Origin of the sequence: Bradyrhizobium sp. RT6a, from assembly GCF_040547675.1 — a bacterium.
GTDB lineage: Bacteria > Pseudomonadota > Alphaproteobacteria > Rhizobiales > Xanthobacteraceae > Bradyrhizobium.
In genome coordinates this window covers 534697-552767 of sequence record NZ_JBEPQC010000001.1, presented here as the reverse complement: position 1 = coordinate 552767, position 18071 = coordinate 534697, and the positions used below count along the sequence as shown (strand labels likewise).

Sequence of the window (18071 nt, the reverse complement as noted above, 5' to 3'; positions counted from 1 at the left end):
CGGTGAGACAAAGTAGGAAGACATGACCCCTGTAGCGCGCTTTGAGATCATGCTCCTGCTGTTGGCCATGATCGTCATCCTGGAGGTACTCGCGCGCAAGCTTCAGCTTCCTCGTGCTGCGGCGCTTATCGCGGGCGGAATTGGTCTTGCGATGGTCCCGGAAGCTCCGAACATCGAACTCGATCCCGAACTGGTCCTAGTTCTGTTCTTGCCACCATTATTGATGGCCAGCGCGTGGTTTACCGCTTGGCGGGACTTTCGCGCCGACATAAGGATCATAATGCAACTGGCCGTCGGTGCGGTCGTCTTCACGACGTTGGCCGTCGGCGTTGTAACCCACCTAGTGCAACCGGCCCTTCCATGGGGAGCCTGCTTCGCACTAGGGGCGATTGTCTCGCCGCCAGACGCCGTCGCAGCGAAGGCGGTGCTACAGAAACTGCCTTTGCCGCAGCGGATCGTTGCTTTGCTCGAGGGCGAAAGCTTGGTCAATGACGCGTCCGGACTCGTACTGTTTCGACTGGCGGTGGCCGCAACGCTTACCGGAGCCTTCAGCACGACCTCCGCTGTGTTCCAGTTTTCCTGGCTCGCGGTTGGCGGGGTGGCGCTAGGGGTGGCATCCGCCTACGTATCAATTTCTGTCATCAAGCGCATCGCCGATGCCGACCTTACCGTCGTCTGGCGCTTTTTGACCGCTTGGATTTCGTACATCGCGGCGGAGAAGTTGGGCGTCTCCGGAGTTTTGTCCACCGTAGCATGCGGAATGGTCATGGGCTGGCATCAGCACGAACTTCTATCAGCCGTCACTCGCACGCGATCGGCTGCCGTCTGGGGCGTTGCTGTTTTCTTGCTGGAATCGCTGATTTTCATCCTTATCGGCCTATCGCTCCGCGGCATATTGACAAGGCTCGGCGGACTGGAAACTTTGCTCGGGCTGCTGCCATCAATGATGGCGATCGTCGCAGCCGTGATCGTCGCAAGGTTCGTTTGGATTTTCTCGACAACGTACATTCCTCGCGCGTTGTTCTCGACGTTGCGAGCGCGAGATCCTTATCCTCCGCTATCGGTACCCTTCATAATGAGCTGGGCGGGCATTCGCGGCGTGGTGAGCCTGGCTGCGGCGCTCTCGCTTCCTGAAGCGTTTCCCGGCCGCGATCTCATTTTAGCGGTAACGTTCGCGGTCATTCTCGTCACGGTCCTGATACAAGGCGCGACATTGGCGCCCCTCGTACGTCTGCTTTCCGGAGCGGGATTTGTCTCATTGAGCACCGCAAAGCTTTCGGAGGCGGAGGCTCGCGCCCGCATCGCTGCCGCTCAACTGGCGGCAGTCGAAAAGGAGTCGCTCGATCCGGATGGCAAGCACCGCCATCCGCGACTGATGGAGCAGTATTCCTATCGAGTGCGGGCTTCGGCGCGGCTCTCCGAAGAGCCGGATACGTTCGCCTCACACCGCGTTGATCACTTCAGGGCCGTGTTGTCAGCGATTTCCGCCGGCCGCAACGAACTGCTGCGTATGCATCGCGCCGACCAGATACACGATAGCGTGCTCCACGCAATCGAGCAGGAACTCGATCTGGAGGAGATCACGGCAACGCGGTTTGTAGACGCGCGCTAGAGCTCGTCGAAAAGCCTCCCTCGTGCGTTCCACTTTATGCGACACAGCTACTCACTTTCCGAACCTTCCGTAAGCACGCGCCACAATGTTACTTCAGTGAAGAAGCGGAGCGTTGCGTGCTGAAGATCCTCAATAACGAATGTCGGCCACCTGTCGACCTCCGACCGACATCAACCAGCAACCGGAGGGACACCGAGTTCAAGCACGCAGTCAGCAATCGGTCGACGAAAGCCATCGTGACCGCGCTCTGGACAAGGGCCTGCCTCAAATTCCCCGCCGTCGACGCTATGCCGGAGCAATTTTCGGGCCGAGTCATCAACTCGCATTTGGCGCGCGGCGTGTTCGAAGCGCTCCAGGCCGCCGGGCGCGGGCCGTTCTTGTTTGTCCTTTCATGATTGGCTTCTACGCGCGCCACCCAGAATGTTTTGACGTTGTCGATGACACGGCTCAACAGGAGAATAGACATGATTGAAATGGTCATCGAACAGCGGCGCCGAAATCTCGGCGGTGGCTTCGAAGTCGGACGTGTGCTGCCATTCGCCAAGCGACGCATGGTGGGCCCGTTCATCTTTTTCGATCACATTGGACCGATCGATATCGCGCCGGGCGATGATCACAACCTAGACGTCCGGCCGCATCCGCATATAGGCCTCTCTACTGTGAGCTATCTGTTCGCTGGCGAGATCATGCATCGCGACAGTCTCGGCTACGAGCAGGCGATCCGACCGCAGGAAGTCAATTGGATGACAGCAGGCAGCGGCATCACCCATAGTGAGCGCTTCGAGCATGCCCGGGCGCATGGTGATCGCGTGCACGGCATCCAGGCCTGGGTTGCACTGCCAGTCGAGCAGGAGGAGGTCGCACCTTCCTTTTCACACCATTCCGGCGTCGATCTGCCGCAGTGGAACGAGTCGGGGATCATGGGTCATCTCATCGCCGGCAGCGCCTACGGCTTGGTGGCCAGCTCCGTAACGCACTCGCCCCTGTTCTACGCACATCTCGACATGTCGGCCGGGTCAACGGCAGAGGTTCCGATCGGCCACAAGGAGCGCGCCCTATACGTCGCCACGGGCGCGGTCGAGGTCGATAGTCGCCGCTATGAGGCAGGTAGGATGCTGGTGCTCGGTGCGGGAATCTCGCGCGTAAAGGCGTTCGAAAAGTCGGCTGTGATGGTGCTCGGGGGCGAACCCGTCGGTGAGCGCTTCATCTACTGGAACTTCGTTTCATCCTCGAAGGAGCGGCTCGCTCAGGCGGCCGCAGATTGGAAAGCGGGGCGGATGAAGCTGCCGGATGCGGACGACGCGGAGTTCATCCCATTGCCGAGCCAGCCCGAGCCGCCTGCTTCGGCCAGCTCCTAGGCGGCGAGGTACCGCGAAATCCGCTTTGTGGCTATTGGTGGGAGAAGGATGATGGCTGCGCCGCGCGCACATGTAACAGCTTCCGAGACCGGAGGAAGCACTTCGCCGTTCGCATCGAAATGAGCGATCATGTGCTTACCGGCGACGAACCTGTGGATGCCGGCGGCGGCGGACTTGGCCCTAGCCCTTTCGAACTTCTGTCGGCTGCCCTGGCAGAATGCACGGCGATGACAGTGCGGTGGTACGCCCGCCAACAGCGCTGGCCGGTGGACCATGTATCGGTGGTGGTCGATTATGAGAAAAGACAGCCTGCAGGCGCTTCTAGCCCCGTCGATGTGTTCGAGAAGACCATCTTCATTCGCGGTTCCCAGCTTACCGACCAGCAGCGTTCGCGGCTGTTTGATGTTGCCTCCAAGTGCCCGGTTCAACGCGTTTTGGAGAGCTCTCCTTCGATAAAGTCAGAGCTGAAAGCGATAAGTGACCGATAACTCGATACAAGACGACGGCTGCCCGACACCTCAATTCCAAGATCTAACCCAAGGAGGAACTGACCATGCCAACTAGCGCGCACGCTCTTTCGCAGAAATCATCTACGGCCGAACCCGCGTCGCCGGCATCGCCTTTGGCAGTGCTGCAGTCGATCTTGTCGAACCCGACAGATCTGGATTTCGTCAAACAATTCACGACTGATGACTTCGTATATGTATCGCTCAACTATGATCATCCGGAACTGAAGCAGATCATGCCTTGGGCCGGAACCAACGAAGGCACCAAAGGGCTGGTTCAGACCTTTATCGACGTCAGCCGTTATTGGACGGTAGACGACTTCCAGATTCAGGACAGCTTCGAGAATAAGAACGGCGCAGCGATCTTTGGCTCCTTTACGTACACATCAAACGCTCTGGGAAAAACGGTGACATCACCCTTCGCGGTTCTGGCGCGCGGCGAGAACGGCAAGCTGTCATACGTGCAGTTTATGGAAGATACCTTCGCGACCGTCCGCAGTTTTAGAGCAAGCGGCGAATATCTCATCAAGGCAAATCCGGACGGATCGGAAACCAGCGTCTGAAAGCAGCCTAAGATCCGTCCCGGAATAAGTCATTTGCTCCAGGGGACCAGGCCACGGCCCGCCGACTTCGAGCCGTCCGGCCTAGTTGGAGCCACCGCCGTCGCGAGGGCCTGCAAAGCCGAGTTGGCTCTCAAAAAGCCAGCTCCGAAGCTCGTAACCGACCAGGACCTGCGAGCCCTCCTGCATCGCGATGCCGGTCTAGATTCTCGGCAGTTCTGCCGGCCAGGTTCTAGACAAGGACACTGGTGCTCGCCCATCGCTTGAAACCGGCAGCCGCTCAATGTTGTCTTGGAATGCGGGCAATCGCCTTGATTTCAAAATCGAAGCCGGCCAGCCAAGTCACGCCGACCGCCGTCCAGTTGGGGAAAGGCGGATCGCCGATCTCGGCAGATCGGACCTTCATAACGGTTTCGAACTGCGCTTCGGGATCGGTGTGGAAGGTGGTGACGTCCACCACGTCATTGAGCGTGCAACCGGCCGCTGCCAGAACAGACCTGAGATTGGCGAAGGCGCGCCGGACTTGTTTCTCGAACACCGGTTCGGGCGAGCCGTCTTCGCGACTCCCAACCTGCCCGGACACGAACAGCAGGTCGCCGGACCTGATCGCCGCCGAGTAGCGATGCTTGTCATAAAGGGCGTGGCGCTCGGCCGGGAAGATCGGCTCGCGTGTGGACATCAGTATCTCCTATGTGCGGTGGACAGATCGCGTCACGTTCCGAGTGAGCGTTGAAGAAAGTCGCGGATGATGACGGCTATCTCCCGATGGTGCGTCTCCAGTGCAAAGTGGCCAGCGTCAAGCAGGTGCACCTCGGCGTTAGGCAGGTCCCGCCTGTAGGCGAGCGCTCCTGCGGGAACGAACGCAGGATCGTGACGACCCCATGCCGCCAGGAGCGGCGGACGGTGTTCGCGAAAGTACGCTTGGAAGGTCGGGTAGAGCGCGACGTTGCTGCGATAGTCCAGGATGAGATCAAGCTGTATGTCCTCCGCGCCAGGACGCGCCATGTACGCGATGTCTAGCTCGTATCCGTCAGGGCCAAGCAGATCTGGATTCGCGCCTGTCCCATATTGCCAGCTGCGGATCGTCTCAGGCGACAGCGATGCGCGACAGGCCTCGCGATTTGCCTCGGTAGGCTCGCGCCAGTAGGCCTGCCACGCGCCCCATTCGTCACTAAAGCCCTCCTCGTAGGCGTTTCCGTTCTGAGTGATGATTGCGGTGATGCGATCTGGGTTCTTCATGGCGAGCCGCAGGCCGATCGGCGCTCCATAGTCGAATATGTAGGTGGCGAAACGGTCTAGCCCGATTGCATCGACGAACTCCTCGATCACTCCGGCCAGCGCGTCGAAGCTGTAGGTAAAGGAGCCGCGCTCGGGTGCCCGCGTCTGGCCGAATCCGGGCAGGTCGGGCGCAATGATGCGGTAACGGTCCGACAGCAGCGGAATCAAGTCCCGGAACATGTGGCTTGCCGTAGGGAAACCATGGAGTAACAGCAGGGCCGGGGCGTCGACGGGGCCGGATTCCCGATAGAAGACCTCGACGGCCCCGACCTGTTGGGTGCGATAGCGGACGCTCGACATCTGTCTGCCCTTTATGATTGTGGCGATGGTGCCGGCAAGCTGCACTTGGCCGACCAGGCGGCGCGGGGTCGAAGCTAGGCGAGCGCGCCCGCATCGGCGTTGAGGATCGTGCCGGTGATCACACTCGCGGCCGGGCTCGCAAGGAAAACGACCGCATTGGCGATCTCGCGCGGCTCAGCGTAGCGCCCGAGCGACGTCATGCCCCGCTGGAAGTCGGCCGCGTCGCCGTTCGCGGGATTCGCATCAGTGTCGGTCGAGCCGGGCTGCACCAGGTTGACAGTGATGCCGCTCGGCCCAAGCTCGCGCGACAGGCCGCGGGTGAACGAGGTGAGCGCCGCCTTCGAAACCGCGTAGGCCGTCACGCCCGGAAACGGAACGCGCTCGGCGAGACCGGAGCCGATGGTGACGATGCGGCCCCCTGCGCGAAGGTGCGGAATGACAGCCTTCGCGAACAGCATCGGCGCGCGGACGTTCACGTCCATCAGCTTCTGGTACTGGCCGAGGTCCAGCTCGGTGATAGGTCCATAATAGCCGATCCCCGCGCTGTTGATGAGTATGTCGATGCCGCCAAGCTCGGTCACGGCCTCGCCGACCGCGCGCGTGATCGCCTCGGGATCGGCGCTGTCGGCCTGGATGGTGACGGCACGACGCCTGGTCGCCTTGATCGACGCAGCTACTGCCTGGGCCTTCTCGGCGGAGTTCTGATAGGTGAACGCGACGTCGGCGCCGTTTTCAGCGAGCGCCAGCGCGATCGCGGCACCGATTCCCCGCGAACCACCGGCCACGAGGGCTCGCTTTCCACTCAGATCGATCATTCTCTTTTCCTTTCTGCCATCCCTGAAATCGGCCGCTACAGCCGGAGCGCGTGAAGCAGCGACGGGATCACATGCTCCCCTTATCTTGGGGAGGCGGGTTCGCCGTGCTTAGTGGCGAAACCTGCTGAGCTGTGTTGCAGGGAATGGAACGCCGAGATCGGATGCCTGAGGACGGCGGGTGATCGCGACCTGATACCGCTGCTTCAGCAGGACTGGGAAGATCAATGTGCCTTCGCATCGGACCCGACAGCGACCCGGCTTGGGGCGGGTTTCTGGTCGAGAAACTCGATAAGGCGCGCAGCAGCTTCGCCGGACTCCAAAGCCTTCGCGCCCAGCTCTTCGTTACTCTTGGAATATTCTGCAAGCCGCCTGCCATACAGTTCGCGCTGCTCAGGGCCCATGTTCTTAGCGGCGCTCATCAGAGCATCTGAAGTCGTCGATACATCACCGCCTTGGATGCGGCCCATCGATACCGTCGTGACGTGCACGCCGAACGGCTTGAGGTCGGCCCGGTAAGCGGACACGAGCGCCTCGAGCGCCGCGTTAGACGCTGCCGCAAGCCCACAAAAGGTATCTGGGGTACTGTTACTCGCGTCGATGATTTGGACGATCTGGCCGCGCGATCGGCGAAGCGCCGACAGAAAGGCGTTGATGATGCTCATCGCACCAAGGACGTTCTCCTCAAGAGCATGCCGTGCCGTATCGATGGAGATCGCTTCGAGCGGGCTCGGGGGGATAACGTGAGAATTGTTGATGAGGAGGTCGAGCCCGGCCCCGTCGAGCGCGTCCGACACGCCTTCCGCCCAAATTTTGCCTTTGGTGAATTTGGTGACATCGCTCACCGCGAGGCTGACGCGTCCGCCCGACGCAGTTCTGAGCTCCTCCACCTCAGCAGCAGACACTGCAGTACCAAAGACGATACAGCCTCGGGCGGCGTAGCCCAACGCGAGCTCGCGTCCGAGACCGGTGCCGGCTCCGGTGATCACGACCGAATACCGACGACGTCGGGGGCGGGATGCCATAACGACCCTCCTGGATTGCTGCGCACCCTTCAAACGATGCTCATGGCGAGGGAGCGACTTCATTGCCCAGGAGCTCGATCGAGTGCCTCATCGCAGCGAGTCCTGGAGCCGGTACTTATTTGGAAAGCGATACGTGAAAGCCCGCCCAAGGCTGCACTTGACTCGTGGATCTTGGCCGCAACTGTCGTCCGATCACCTGCGCCAGTCGCGAAATCGAGGAGGGTGGCAGCGAAGCTGTCGATGCCAATTTCCATTTTGGGTCTTTCGAGGCGCAGGAGGGATCGGGTGACGGCTCGGCTCAGCCGGCGTCTCGTAGCGCCTGGCGCTTCCGTTCCAGAGGATTGAACATGGAGATGCCGCCGCAGGACGGCTTCACCTCGTCCTGGAGCCCGTCCCAGCGCTCTGCGAGTGGGCTCACCCGAAACTCGGGGTAAGTGACGTCCATCTCCTGTTGATGGGGAAGCTCAATCGATATCTACACACTCCCTACGCAGCGAGCGGCACCTCTGGGCCGCCGCTTTCTGCGGCGGGGCAGGGAGCGGGTCGCGCCACGGGGCGCATCCCGCGTGCCCCTTCATTCCGATCAGACGCCTGCCGACTGTTCGTTGGGCACTGGTGTGTTCAGCAGCTGCTGCTCCCACAGGTAGGCGACGCCGCTGCCGCCAACATGATCGATCATGACCTGCGTCAGCGGACCGGCCGTCTTGAGACGCGCCCAGTCGCGCTGCCATTCGGCTGCGAGGGCCAACCAGGTCATCATGTTGATGCCGGCCCCGATCATGCGCTGAATGGCGACCTCGTGGGCCTCAACCGACGTGCCTCCTGATGCGTCGGTGATCACTGTCACATCCCAACCTTCGCCCGCAGCCTGGATCGCCGGCATCGCGACGCAGACTTCTGTCCAAAGACCGGCGATGATTAGCTGCTTACGTCCGGTCCCTTTCACAGCATCTACGACGGCCTTGTCTTCCCAGGTATTGATGAAGGTGCGGTCGATCACCTTCTGGTCCGGGAAGACGTCGGTGACATGCTTGAAGATCAGTCCGCCCCGCCCCGCAATGACGCTCGTCAGGATCGTCGGGACGCCGAAGACCTTGGCAGCCTTGGCTAGTGCAGTTGTGTTGTTAACTACTGCCTGAGGATCATGGCTGTTCAGATTGGCGAGTTGGTAGGGCTGATGGTCGATCAGGACCAACACCGAATCCTCCGGTCTAAGGAGGGAACCGAGACCTTGGCGAAAACTCATGGCAATTCCTTTCCTGCAGAAGCGCTCATTTGACGCGATTGCAGCGCACCGCGCATGTTCGAATGCCATTGCATTTCTGGTGCGTATAGCTTCAAGAAGTGTTGTGCTGAGTTGCAAATCGGGGAACGCGAGTGGATATCGAGGAACTGCGGACATTTGTTGAGGTGGCCGATGCGGGAAGCGTCACGGCAGCTGCGCTTCGCCTTGGCGTTTCCAAGTCAATCATCAGTCGGCGGTTAGCTAGGCTAGAGGCCGACCTGGGTATCCAATTGCTCGCACGAACCACACGTGGCGCTGGCCTGACCGAAGCTGGGATAACGTTTCGCGAACACGCCGCGAAAATTTGCGCAGAGATCGACATTGCTCGAGAAACGATCCTGCCAGCGGGCAAACTACGCGGCAACTTACGGATCGCCGCTCCGCTGACCTTCGGTCCGACACACTTCGCGCCGGTGATAGCCGAACTGGCGCGCCTGAATCCTGAGCTGCAGGTTCGCGCCAGCTACACGGACCGATTCGTTGATCTGATAGCGGAAGGATTTGATTGCGCCATCAGGATCGGTCACCTCGCCGACTCGAACCTGCTCGCCAGGAAAGTCGGATACACGCCAGCCGTATACGTGGCGACGCCTGAATACATCGAGCGTCATGGTGCTCCAGAAACCCCTGAAGAATTCGAAACTCACGACGTTGTCATGCAAGGGACTGAGACCTGGCTGGCACTCGATGGCGACAAGCTGATCACACTGAGGCCGAAAGGACGCTTTAAGGCGGACAACGCCGTCGCTCTCGTCGCCGCTGCTCTTGCGGGCATCGGGCTTGCAGGTATTCCGAAGGAACTTATCATCGAGCATCTTGACTCCGGTGCGTTGGTCCCGGTGATGAAGCAGTACCCACCTCCAAGTTTGGGCATCTACGTGGTACGGCCGGCCGGCCAACATCCAGCCCGAAAGGTGCGGGCGCTGACTGAAATGATGGTTGAATGCTGCGAGGGCCTCTGCAGAGGAATCATGCTGCGGGAGGCTCAACGGGCGGGGTAGCAAGCGAACAAATCGGTTCGTGTTGCACAAACGGCGAAGGGTCTCTTCAGGAGCCTACGCCGACTAGGCGGGCGAGAACACGATGAAGCTAACACGAGCGGTAACACGTTGAACATCCCCAGCCGTTGACCACGACCAGATTGGTTAGATTGTACTGAGACTGTCATTTGTTTGAGCAGGAAATTCCACGGCGGCGTTTCACAAGGAACGTTTTTCATACGGCGTCGGGAGTGCGGATGTGTTGGATCATTCGTTCGCGAGCAGCGCGAGCACCTCGGCGTGCCGCAGCTGCTGTGTAGAACCGATGTTCAGCGGTCTACGGCAGGAGTCCGGGGCCATCGGCAGCATGGGCAGGCCCATGCTGCCGGACGATGCATACATCAGGCTCCGGTCGGCGCGCTCATGCAGGTGCGCCCCCGTCATCATGCCGAGCACGAACAGGAACGCGATCAGCAGCAACATCGGCAGGATCAAGGCTTCATGCCAGTCGACGCGATCGGTCACCGCTCGCGCGTCGGCCGCCCGCTCGGCGGGAGAACGAACACCCGTCCATTCCAGTGTGAACCCGAACATGCTGATGCCCCGTCTCAATGCTGTTCCGCGATCCGCCCACTTCATGTAGTCGGGCAGGGTGAACCCGTCGGCAAAGCTCGGTTGATCGCCACGATCGTCCAATCGGGACGATCACCGGACAGCTTGATGTTTCTCAAATGACCGACGTTCAAGACGGCGACCTTGGCTGACGGCTTCTACACACTGCCGTGCGGTGTAGAACCCATCGGACGACCAAACAAAAATTCCTGATCGCTGACGGTATAAAAAGCATTGCCGTGCAGTACCAGCATCGCGATTTTTTCGCGCATTTGGAGCTATTCAGTCGATTGACTTCGACAGGTGGCGGAATGGTCAACGTTCCGAGCGGCGCAATTTATTCTGTGAATTCAAGATAAAAAAGTTGCGGGGATGTACCGTCGGCATTTGTCCGTCGCACAGGAGGAATTGTGCTTGAAGATCAACGACGAAGCGTCGCGCGAAATAATTGAGTGGGAGTAGTGGGACGGGCTGCCATCGCGTGATTTGGCGTAGGCCTTGGTGGGGCTATTCTCAGTACCTTTCACATCAAGGGACGACGTAAGTTATGGCTTTCAACTTGACCGGCTCGAGGCAGGAACTCCACCGCGCTTTCGTTGACAGAGTACCGTAGCGAATTGCAGCGTACAAAGGGGCCGGAGACTGGTGGCCATCATTCGGCTCGACCCGACAGAATGAAAGGCGCCCAATTGGTGGGGTCCGGATAGCGCCTCCGCGTCGCAAGGGTCGCCATTCGGTGAGCGTGCGCTAGCCTGTTCGAGTGCGCTTCAGGCTCCATGAGCGCCCGATAGAATTGCTCCATCCAGAATCGGGTCGGTTCCGACCACACACTCCAGAGAGAAAGCAGCGTCGTGCGGGCCCCGGAGAGCAGGAGCGCTTGGGCGAAGCCCTTCAAACGATCGCCCTTTGTTGCCGCTAGAATGCCCGTCTCGCACGCAGCCAAAGACACGAGTGATGCGCGAAGGCGCAGGCTCAGCAGCTCCCGCACCGCGACAGGGCCATCGGAGAGAATGAGTTCTGCGGCTAGGGGATCGTCATCGTCGAACCGGCCGTGGCAAACAACGTGAATGATGTCAGACTGCGATGCTCCCGCAAGCAGGTCATCGCGCTTTGCGTCGAGAATTGCCCCGACGCCGAACGTTCCGGCGACCAGCTCGGCTTCTGCATGAAAGCTCTCGCGCTCGTTTGGCGTACGGGCGCTGCACAGGACCTGCGCATTTGTCGAGCCGGGTACTATTGAGGCCGCCTCTAGATCCCGCAAGATTGCGAGTGACGGGACGGTCTGCGTTGCTACGACCTCAACGAGCAGTTTACCGGCCGACAGCATCAGTGCGTGAAATGGAAACCGATGAGCGAGGCCGTGTGGAACGATGACCAGCGTCCGGCAGCCTCTGATCTCACGTTCGAAGGGATGGAGCAATTTCAGCCCGTACTCCTGCCAAGAGCCCAGTGGCTCTTTCTCGACCCGGATCGGTCCCTCAACTTGGGCCTCAAGCGCCTCCAGCAGGGCACGCGCGTCGGCCTCGGTGAACTCAAGCGGGTGGACGACGATAGGGGTGAGAGCCCTCGCAAATATGCCGACGGCGCCCGTCGGCTCGATCCAGAATGAGAGCACACCGGTATCATCGGCGAGCGTATCGACTACGGAGCGGAGGGAATCCAGATCGGGCGGTTGCGGCCGTCTGAGTGAAACATAGGCCGCGCCCGCTTTGCCCGAAGCGGCCATCGCATCATAGATCTCCAGAAGGCGAGCATGAAGTGCTTGGCGTTGCATGATTCGGCGGCCGGTGTCGGCATTTGTGCCGAGCATTCTCGCCAGATTGTCCTCAGGTTCGCTGCCCAGCGCGGAACGCAGCTCCCGTTCTTCTACTAGTAGCGAGACTGGAACGCCCGCCGGTTCTGCAAGTTCGCGGCCGCCGAGTTCTTCCAGCAAATCGCGTGCGCGCCCTCGCTCCATGGCGGTGAGCACATGCCAGCCGTCCGCCTCTCCACGATCGAAGAGGACCATCAATGTGCGGACCAGCGCCGAAAAGACCTGGGAGATATTTGCAATCTCCTCATCGCGGCGCGCAGATGTGCTCGCTGACCCTAGCCGGCCCTCTGCACACTGCGCCGCGGCCGCGTAACTGCGTGCGGCCTCGCCTGGGGCGCCACGTTGTTCCTGGGCTCGTCCCAGTCCAACGAAATCCGGGAGGGCAACGCTCATCATTCCGTTCGACGAGAGTGTGTGGACAACCCGCTCGCGGGCGAGCAGTGCCGCATCCTCCGGCGCGTCTGGAGGCGGAAATGCCTCAAGCACCTTAGCGCGCAGCCGCTCGGTCTCAACGTAGAAGTAGGGCGATTGCTCGGGCCCGTAGATGTTCTGGATCTCGTCGATATGCGACAGTACAATTGCCGGATTGGGCAACTCGCCGCCGTGAACCGCCAGTTCGACGCGCGCCGCATAGTGAAGATATATAAGTCGCGCGCGGGCGCGGCGATCGCCTCGTTTGATCGCCAACCGGACGGCTGCTGCGAATTCATTCGCTGCTTCGCCAAAGTCATCAATATCGCCGGTGAAGGTACCCCGCTGCAAAAGCGCTGCGCCGAGGCTTTGATGAACTAGCTGAAGTTGCGCAGGTCCGAAAGCATCAGAGGCTCCCTCGCGAAGGACTTCCAGAATTTGAATGCCGTGGTCGATTTTCCCCACAATGTCGCCGGACCCTTCTTCGATCCACGTCAGGGCCCTGTTATATTTTACCATCAAGCTCGTGAGGGATGACACGCCAGGAAGTTCCGCACGGTCGAGAGCCTCTCGAGCAAGCACACGGTTTGCAAAAGGGTCGCCCGTCACTTGGCGTGTGCGAGCGATGCCGAGCTCCATGAGCGCGAGTGCCAACTCTTCGTCGGAGAGCGGCTCTGCAATTGAAACTGATGTCTCCGCATGCAGCAATGCTTGTCGGTTGTTATCTGCTGGATCTCCTTCGAGCCTCGCATCCCACGAGGCGGACAACCCTCGGTGTGCCTCAAGCCTGACGCGCGGTGTGATAGTGGGATCGTTATCATCGAGAATACGAGCGTACCAACTCCGTGCCCGCGCCCCCGCAGTGTCGCCAAAATCTGCTGCGAGCGCCTGCCATGCTTCTCCAAGCGAGAGAAACAGATCGGCCTTTAGATCACCATGCAACTCCGGGTACTCTGCCAGCAGACGCTCTGCACGCACGCAGCGCACCTCAAGCTCTGCGGCAGGTAGCGTGTCGGGTCCGGGAAACGCGTCGAGATAGGCGTCGCCGACCGGCTTCGGTAGGCCTTTCAAGACCATCTCGCCCGCAAACTCGGCTCGGCAGGAGGCGATCGCTGCATCAATCCCATCGCGCGATGCGGTGGTTAGAAGCCCAAGGATCGGTCGAACACGAGCGCGTGGTAGGTCCGCGTTCATGTCAGGTATGGAGGCAAGCAAACGGATAGAGCCAGGGCGGACAAGGTCGGGGTTCTCCATGAGAATCTCGCGGCGTACGTTGCAATCGCTGGCAAAGACCAGCGCGATTGCCGCCTGCATTCGCTCAAGGGAGCTGGCCTGCAACGAAAAACCAGAAAAGTCGGTGAGCTTTTGACCCAACTCCACAATGTTGTCCACGAGGCCACTGCCGACGATTGGGATAGAAGCGGGGTCCAGATTGTAGTCTAAACAGCGCTTGGAAAAGCGCGCGCTCAATGCTTCAAACGCCTCAACGACGCTCTTGCGATCGAACGCAAACTGAACGCGCGCCCGTCCTTCCGGTCCGCGGCCGACCACGCACAAGGCGCCGAGGCGTTCTACACCGGGGCCGATGCATACCGGACAGAAGCTTCGCTGCAGAGTGCCATCGCGAATATCTGACTGCCGGTCTGGATTCGCATCCAAATCGATGATCCGCCAGAGTTTTGCGTCAAACTCCGTCTTGCATAGCGGACATCGCGCTCGGTAGATGTCGACGAGCGTTAGATCGACCTTGTCGGCATCGCCGGCCGACCCCTCGGGCATTTCAGCCTGCGGTTTCAAGCTGTTCGCCCCAAAACTCGCAGATCAAGCCGCCGGCCGGCTCCAGAAATTTTTTGACGATCACGACCGATACGGCGGCAGCGACCGCTGGCGAAAGTACCGGCAACAACATTGTTGTGACGACGCCGATTGCGGCGGCTTCGCTCACGTTTAGCGCCGAGAATAGCTGCTTTCTTGCCTCGTCGTTTGTGCTTCCGCATACCAGCTCGTGGAGGGCCGCTGCCCACTTGCGCACGATCTTGCGGCCAAGATCACGCAGATCTTCCAGCGGGCCCATCTGATCCTTCTTGTACGGCGGGTCGAGCTCCGGGCTAAAGGCGAGCGCAGGATGGTCGTCAATCGTCTTTGCGAGCTTTCCAATTCGGACGTACAGCGCATCATCTTCATCGCGTGCAAGGCGTTGCGCGACAGAAACGGACTGTTGTTCGATCTGCGTGAGGGAATTCATAAGGCAATCTCCTTCGGTTGATTGTTAGTGGGAGGTGAGGGACTCTCCGGCCGCTTGGGTACGAGCCTCGTATCTCCACGGCCGTAAAGCGTATAAATGAGCGCGAGCGGGTTATTCTGGTGATGAAAGGTACGACGAGTCGCGAGCATCGCCGTCCCCAGAGCTTCACCATTGAGCAATCGTCCGAGCAAGGCTCGAGCGAAGGCGTCACCGAACTGTGCCGTAATCGGCGCTTCCGTGCCGATCACGGCGATCGCATCACGGTCAAGGAACACGGCCGGCAACCCTATATGCGACGCGGGAAGGCTCGAGGCTGAGTGACACATATTGAGGAACACGAGCGGGCGGCGCAAGCCATTGAAGAATTCGAGCTCACGCAACGCGCGTTCGCTGAAGTCGGCACGGCTGCTGGAGATGCGCGCACCGCCATCGTTACCACCGAGTGCGTTGACAAGGAGCTGCCACGGTTCTTGGCTCGCCTTGTCCAGCGCTTTGACCGCGGCGCCGATCTCAGCTTGCATCTCGGCCAGCAAGGCGGGCGGAGCGCTCGCCATCATCCCGTGACAGAAGAAGTAGAAAATGTCCGAAGGATTGTCCGCAACGAGCGCTGCCCTGATTTCGTCGTTCAGGTCAGCTTGGGTCAGGGCAAGGACCGGGTTTGCGGTGACGATGTCCTGGAGTGTCTTACGATGGTCCACAAATGAGACAAATCCGTCGTCAACAATTGCGGTCATGCGTAGCGAGCCGCTTTTTGGAGGAGGCGTTCGGCCCTGAGCGCGCGCAATCTCGATCTGGTAGGACAGGCCCCAAGGTTGAGGAGATGCAGCCTCTTTTTTCCGTTTTGGTGGCGTCACAATGGACCACGGAAAGGTGAAGTCCTGAGCATCGTCGGAGAAGGAGACACGCACAAGTGCGTTCGATGGCAGGGGGGTGTCGGCGAGCAATGTGCCTAATGTCTCGCCCGTACCCGTTTGACCGCCGCGCTTGTCGCCGAAGAGCAATCGCCAAGCCTCACGGCCGAACGCGGCGAGCTCGTCGCTCGCTATTTTATAGGAGGGTTCAGTGAGCTGGTTGCGCTTGCTCATTACGCCGATCACGAGCTTCGTCCAATGGCGCCGGACGTCGGTAAGCAACCTCGCAACGTCGTCGGAGCGGATGGTCTGGCGAAGGGGGACCGCGAGAGGAGTGCTGCCGTCGCGCACAAGCTCGGCCTGGACAGTATATCCGTTCCGAGCGCCGCTGATCGCCAAAGACAATGCGTCGCGGGCCCGCTCGCTAGCAGGCCGGGCAAGCGTTGCGAGCGGGTCGACCGGGGATACGCTCCATTGTTGCTTCTCGAAGACGTACTTGATTTGGTCGAGCAGCCGGAGATCGCCGCTCAGGAGTCGGACTTCGAGCAGCGTGCCATTGTTGAAAGCGGTGCCGAGCGAGAAGCGAAACAATGCCGGAGTGCTATCTTCGTCGAACGGCCAGGTGATCGGAAGAAGCTCGTCGGCAAGCTTGATGTCGGCTCGAGCTATAACGCGTGCATAGATAGTGATCGACTCTTTCGTGCGGCGCGGGGGCGGGATTGGTTTTCGGTTATCTTTGCTGGCGATCGGGTTTGCTCGTATCGCCACCTCGAGTGTGTACTCACTCGCTTCACCCAATGGCGCATCCTGCGCTAATCGCGCGTCATCAGATATCAAATCACCGAGCCACCATGACCCCGTGAGGATCGAGAGGTCACTAAATCGCTCGGTCTCGATTTCACTTGTCCCTGGAGAAGGCGCTATCTCTTCCGCCGTTACCTTTGCGTCGGCCGATCGTCGCGAGTCGGCCACACGATCTGCGATAAGACTCGTCACTTGTGCGGTCGCATGTGCGGCATGATCCTCTGATTGATAGGAGATGCTGTCGTGTTCGACGGCGTTCGCAATCGCTTCAGCCAGCTCAGAAGGCCGGACGTTGTTTTGTGCGGGAACACCGAACCAATAGGCAGTGCTTTCGAGTATGGATATCGGCAAATTATTAGTACGGGCAAGTACGCGGAGCTGTTGAGAGAGATCTTTCACACTCTGCGACAGGCGCGCGGCGTCCATCTGCTCAAAATAGTCCTGCGTTGCGAAGACTATTGGTGGCGCGGCGCTGCCGCCCGCTCTGAGCCAAGCGAGGTTCAGAGCTAGATCTGGTGGAGCGTCGTGGGCGGTCTCGTATATTAGCTCCTTGGCGAGACTCTTGATATCGATGTCGGCACCTTGAAGCCAGGCCACCGGGCGGATTGCACGCCGCCGCCCGGTAGCCAGCAGAGGAGCAATCAGATCGTAGGACTCGTCCGAAATGAACGTAACGAAGGCCGTATCTGCTGCGTCAAGTCCGTCCAGGCTTCGGACAAAGGCATATTCGGACGGTGCGCCCAGTTTGACAGTACGAGAAAGGCCGCGCTCGGCAGGCCGAAACGTCGTGTCGAACGATTTCGGCTCTATCCCCTCGAGCGATAGACGCAGCGGCCACTTCCAATGATTTCGGTCGCCTCCACCTGGTCCGATCTTGATCGCAACGGAGCCAACTGTCGCTTGGTCTATAGCGGTCCAACTGGGCCAGCTTCCGCGCAGTTGTTGAAAGCCACCGAGCATCGCATGCACCAGAGGGGGAAGGGCAAAACGCTCACTGTCGCCCCACTGCCGTTGTGATGGCTTGAGCAACAATCGCGCAGGCCCAGGCTCGCTCGCGTCGCGAAAGGAATGAAGCCAAGCCTCTGCGATCTCGGAGGCAACGGTGCTGACCACGTCATAGGAATAGGCAGGTGGCGGTACCCATATTCGCTTGGCGCCAAGCAACTGCATACTCTGTGCGGCGCGCGCCGGATCAAATTTGGCCAACCAGTCCCAACCTGCTGCCGTTAGCACACCGGCAGCAGCGAGAACTGCCGCGACCTCTTCGTGAGATGCGGCAAGATTCCTAGTAATCGCCAAAAGCTTCTTCATCTCGCTTGAGGCCCCTATCGCTGTTCTCCCGTTGCTTCCTTCGGCAGTGGCCTATAGTAGTAGGCGCGGGCGGCAACCAGCGGCACATCCTCAAGTTCGCTCGCATAAAGCGTCCCGGGCTTTCCATAGTGGCGCACGGCCGCACCTATTAGTCTGTTATGAACGAACTATGCAGCCTCGCCGAGGTCAAAAAACGAGCTCAGCGAGAAATTGCAAGAGTGACAAGGTTCCGATCCAAAGTCGAGTGGCTTGGGTAGAAAATTTGCCGCGCCTGGGAGTATCTGACGACCTTGTTGCCCGGTTCATTC

Annotated in this window: 15 protein-coding genes; 6 read left to right on the top strand and 9 right to left on the bottom strand. The window is 59.9% G+C overall.

Annotated elements, in window-relative coordinates:
- Positions 1-22: 22 nt before the first annotated feature.
- The 5 genes from ABIC03_RS02850 to ABIC03_RS02830 all read left to right on the top strand — a co-directional run bounded on the left by ABIC03_RS02850 (position 23) and on the right by ABIC03_RS02830 (position 4039).
- Entirely contained in the window at positions 23-1612 is a 1590-nt protein-coding gene (locus tag ABIC03_RS02850; protein ID WP_354055346.1) for a Na+/H+ antiporter, read from the top strand.
- A 116-nt stretch (positions 1613-1728) separates the two neighbouring features.
- Positions 1729-2007, top strand: coding sequence for a hypothetical protein (locus tag ABIC03_RS02845; RefSeq protein WP_354055344.1), 279 nt, complete (start codon positions 1729-1731; stop codon positions 2005-2007).
- 69 nt (positions 2008-2076) lie between these two features.
- Positions 2077-2970 carry a pirin family protein gene (locus tag ABIC03_RS02840; RefSeq protein ID WP_354055342.1) on the top strand — a complete coding sequence of 298 codons (894 nt, stop codon included), beginning with the start codon at positions 2077-2079 and terminating at the stop codon, positions 2968-2970.
- Between the two features lie 119 nt (positions 2971-3089).
- Complete coding sequence (locus tag ABIC03_RS02835; protein ID WP_354055340.1) at positions 3090-3458, top strand: OsmC family protein; 369 nt, start codon at positions 3090-3092, stop codon at positions 3456-3458.
- A 65-nt stretch (positions 3459-3523) separates the two neighbouring features.
- On the top strand, positions 3524-4039 hold the full coding sequence (locus ABIC03_RS02830) for a nuclear transport factor 2 family protein (RefSeq protein WP_275496855.1): 516 nt from the start codon (positions 3524-3526) through the stop codon (positions 4037-4039).
- Between the two features lie 277 nt (positions 4040-4316).
- Here ABIC03_RS02830 and ABIC03_RS02825 read toward each other — a convergent pair whose 3' ends face one another.
- The 5 genes from ABIC03_RS02825 to ABIC03_RS02805 form a co-directional block, all read right to left on the bottom strand.
- Positions 4317-4715, bottom strand: coding sequence for a RidA family protein (locus tag ABIC03_RS02825; protein WP_354055338.1), 399 nt, complete (start codon positions 4713-4715; stop codon positions 4317-4319).
- A gap of 32 nt (positions 4716-4747) precedes the next feature.
- Positions 4748-5614: an alpha/beta fold hydrolase gene (locus ABIC03_RS02820; protein ID WP_354055336.1), complete on the bottom strand. Its 867-nt coding sequence runs from the start codon at positions 5612-5614 to the stop codon at positions 4748-4750.
- Between the two features lie 74 nt (positions 5615-5688).
- Positions 5689-6429, bottom strand: coding sequence for an SDR family NAD(P)-dependent oxidoreductase (locus tag ABIC03_RS02815; protein WP_354055334.1), 741 nt, complete (start codon positions 6427-6429; stop codon positions 5689-5691).
- 221 nt (positions 6430-6650) lie between these two features.
- Complete coding sequence (locus ABIC03_RS02810) at positions 6651-7451, bottom strand: SDR family NAD(P)-dependent oxidoreductase (protein WP_354055332.1); 801 nt, start codon at positions 7449-7451, stop codon at positions 6651-6653.
- Positions 7452-8034: 583 nt separating this feature from the next.
- On the bottom strand, positions 8035-8697 hold the full coding sequence (locus ABIC03_RS02805) for a hydrolase (protein WP_354055330.1): 663 nt from the start codon (positions 8695-8697) through the stop codon (positions 8035-8037).
- Between the two features lie 131 nt (positions 8698-8828).
- Between ABIC03_RS02805 and ABIC03_RS02800 the strand changes: the two genes are divergently transcribed.
- Positions 8829-9737 (top strand): LysR family transcriptional regulator, encoded by a 909-nt coding sequence (locus ABIC03_RS02800; protein ID WP_354055328.1) that lies wholly within the window; start codon positions 8829-8831, stop codon positions 9735-9737.
- Positions 9738-9983: 246 nt separating this feature from the next.
- Here the strand turns inward: ABIC03_RS02800 and ABIC03_RS02795 are convergent, their stop codons facing one another.
- The 4 genes from ABIC03_RS02795 to ABIC03_RS02780 all read right to left on the bottom strand — a co-directional run bounded on the left by ABIC03_RS02795 (position 9984) and on the right by ABIC03_RS02780 (position 17763).
- The gene (locus tag ABIC03_RS02795) at positions 9984-10412 is read right to left on the bottom strand and encodes a hypothetical protein (RefSeq protein WP_354055326.1); all 429 of its coding nucleotides are present in this window, start codon (positions 10410-10412) and stop codon (positions 9984-9986) included.
- A gap of 568 nt (positions 10413-10980) precedes the next feature.
- Positions 10981-14349 (bottom strand): CHAT domain-containing protein, encoded by a 3369-nt coding sequence (locus ABIC03_RS02790; RefSeq protein WP_354055324.1) that lies wholly within the window; start codon positions 14347-14349, stop codon positions 10981-10983.
- Positions 14333-14797, bottom strand: coding sequence for a hypothetical protein (locus ABIC03_RS02785; protein WP_354055322.1), 465 nt, complete (start codon positions 14795-14797; stop codon positions 14333-14335). Before ABIC03_RS02785 ends, ABIC03_RS02790 begins: the two co-directional genes overlap by 17 nt.
- Positions 14794-17763, bottom strand: a complete 2970-nt coding sequence (locus ABIC03_RS02780) for a CHAT domain-containing protein (RefSeq protein WP_354055320.1) — start codon at positions 17761-17763, stop codon at positions 14794-14796. Before ABIC03_RS02780 ends, ABIC03_RS02785 begins: the two co-directional genes overlap by 4 nt.
- Positions 17764-18071: the final 308 nt, after the last annotated feature.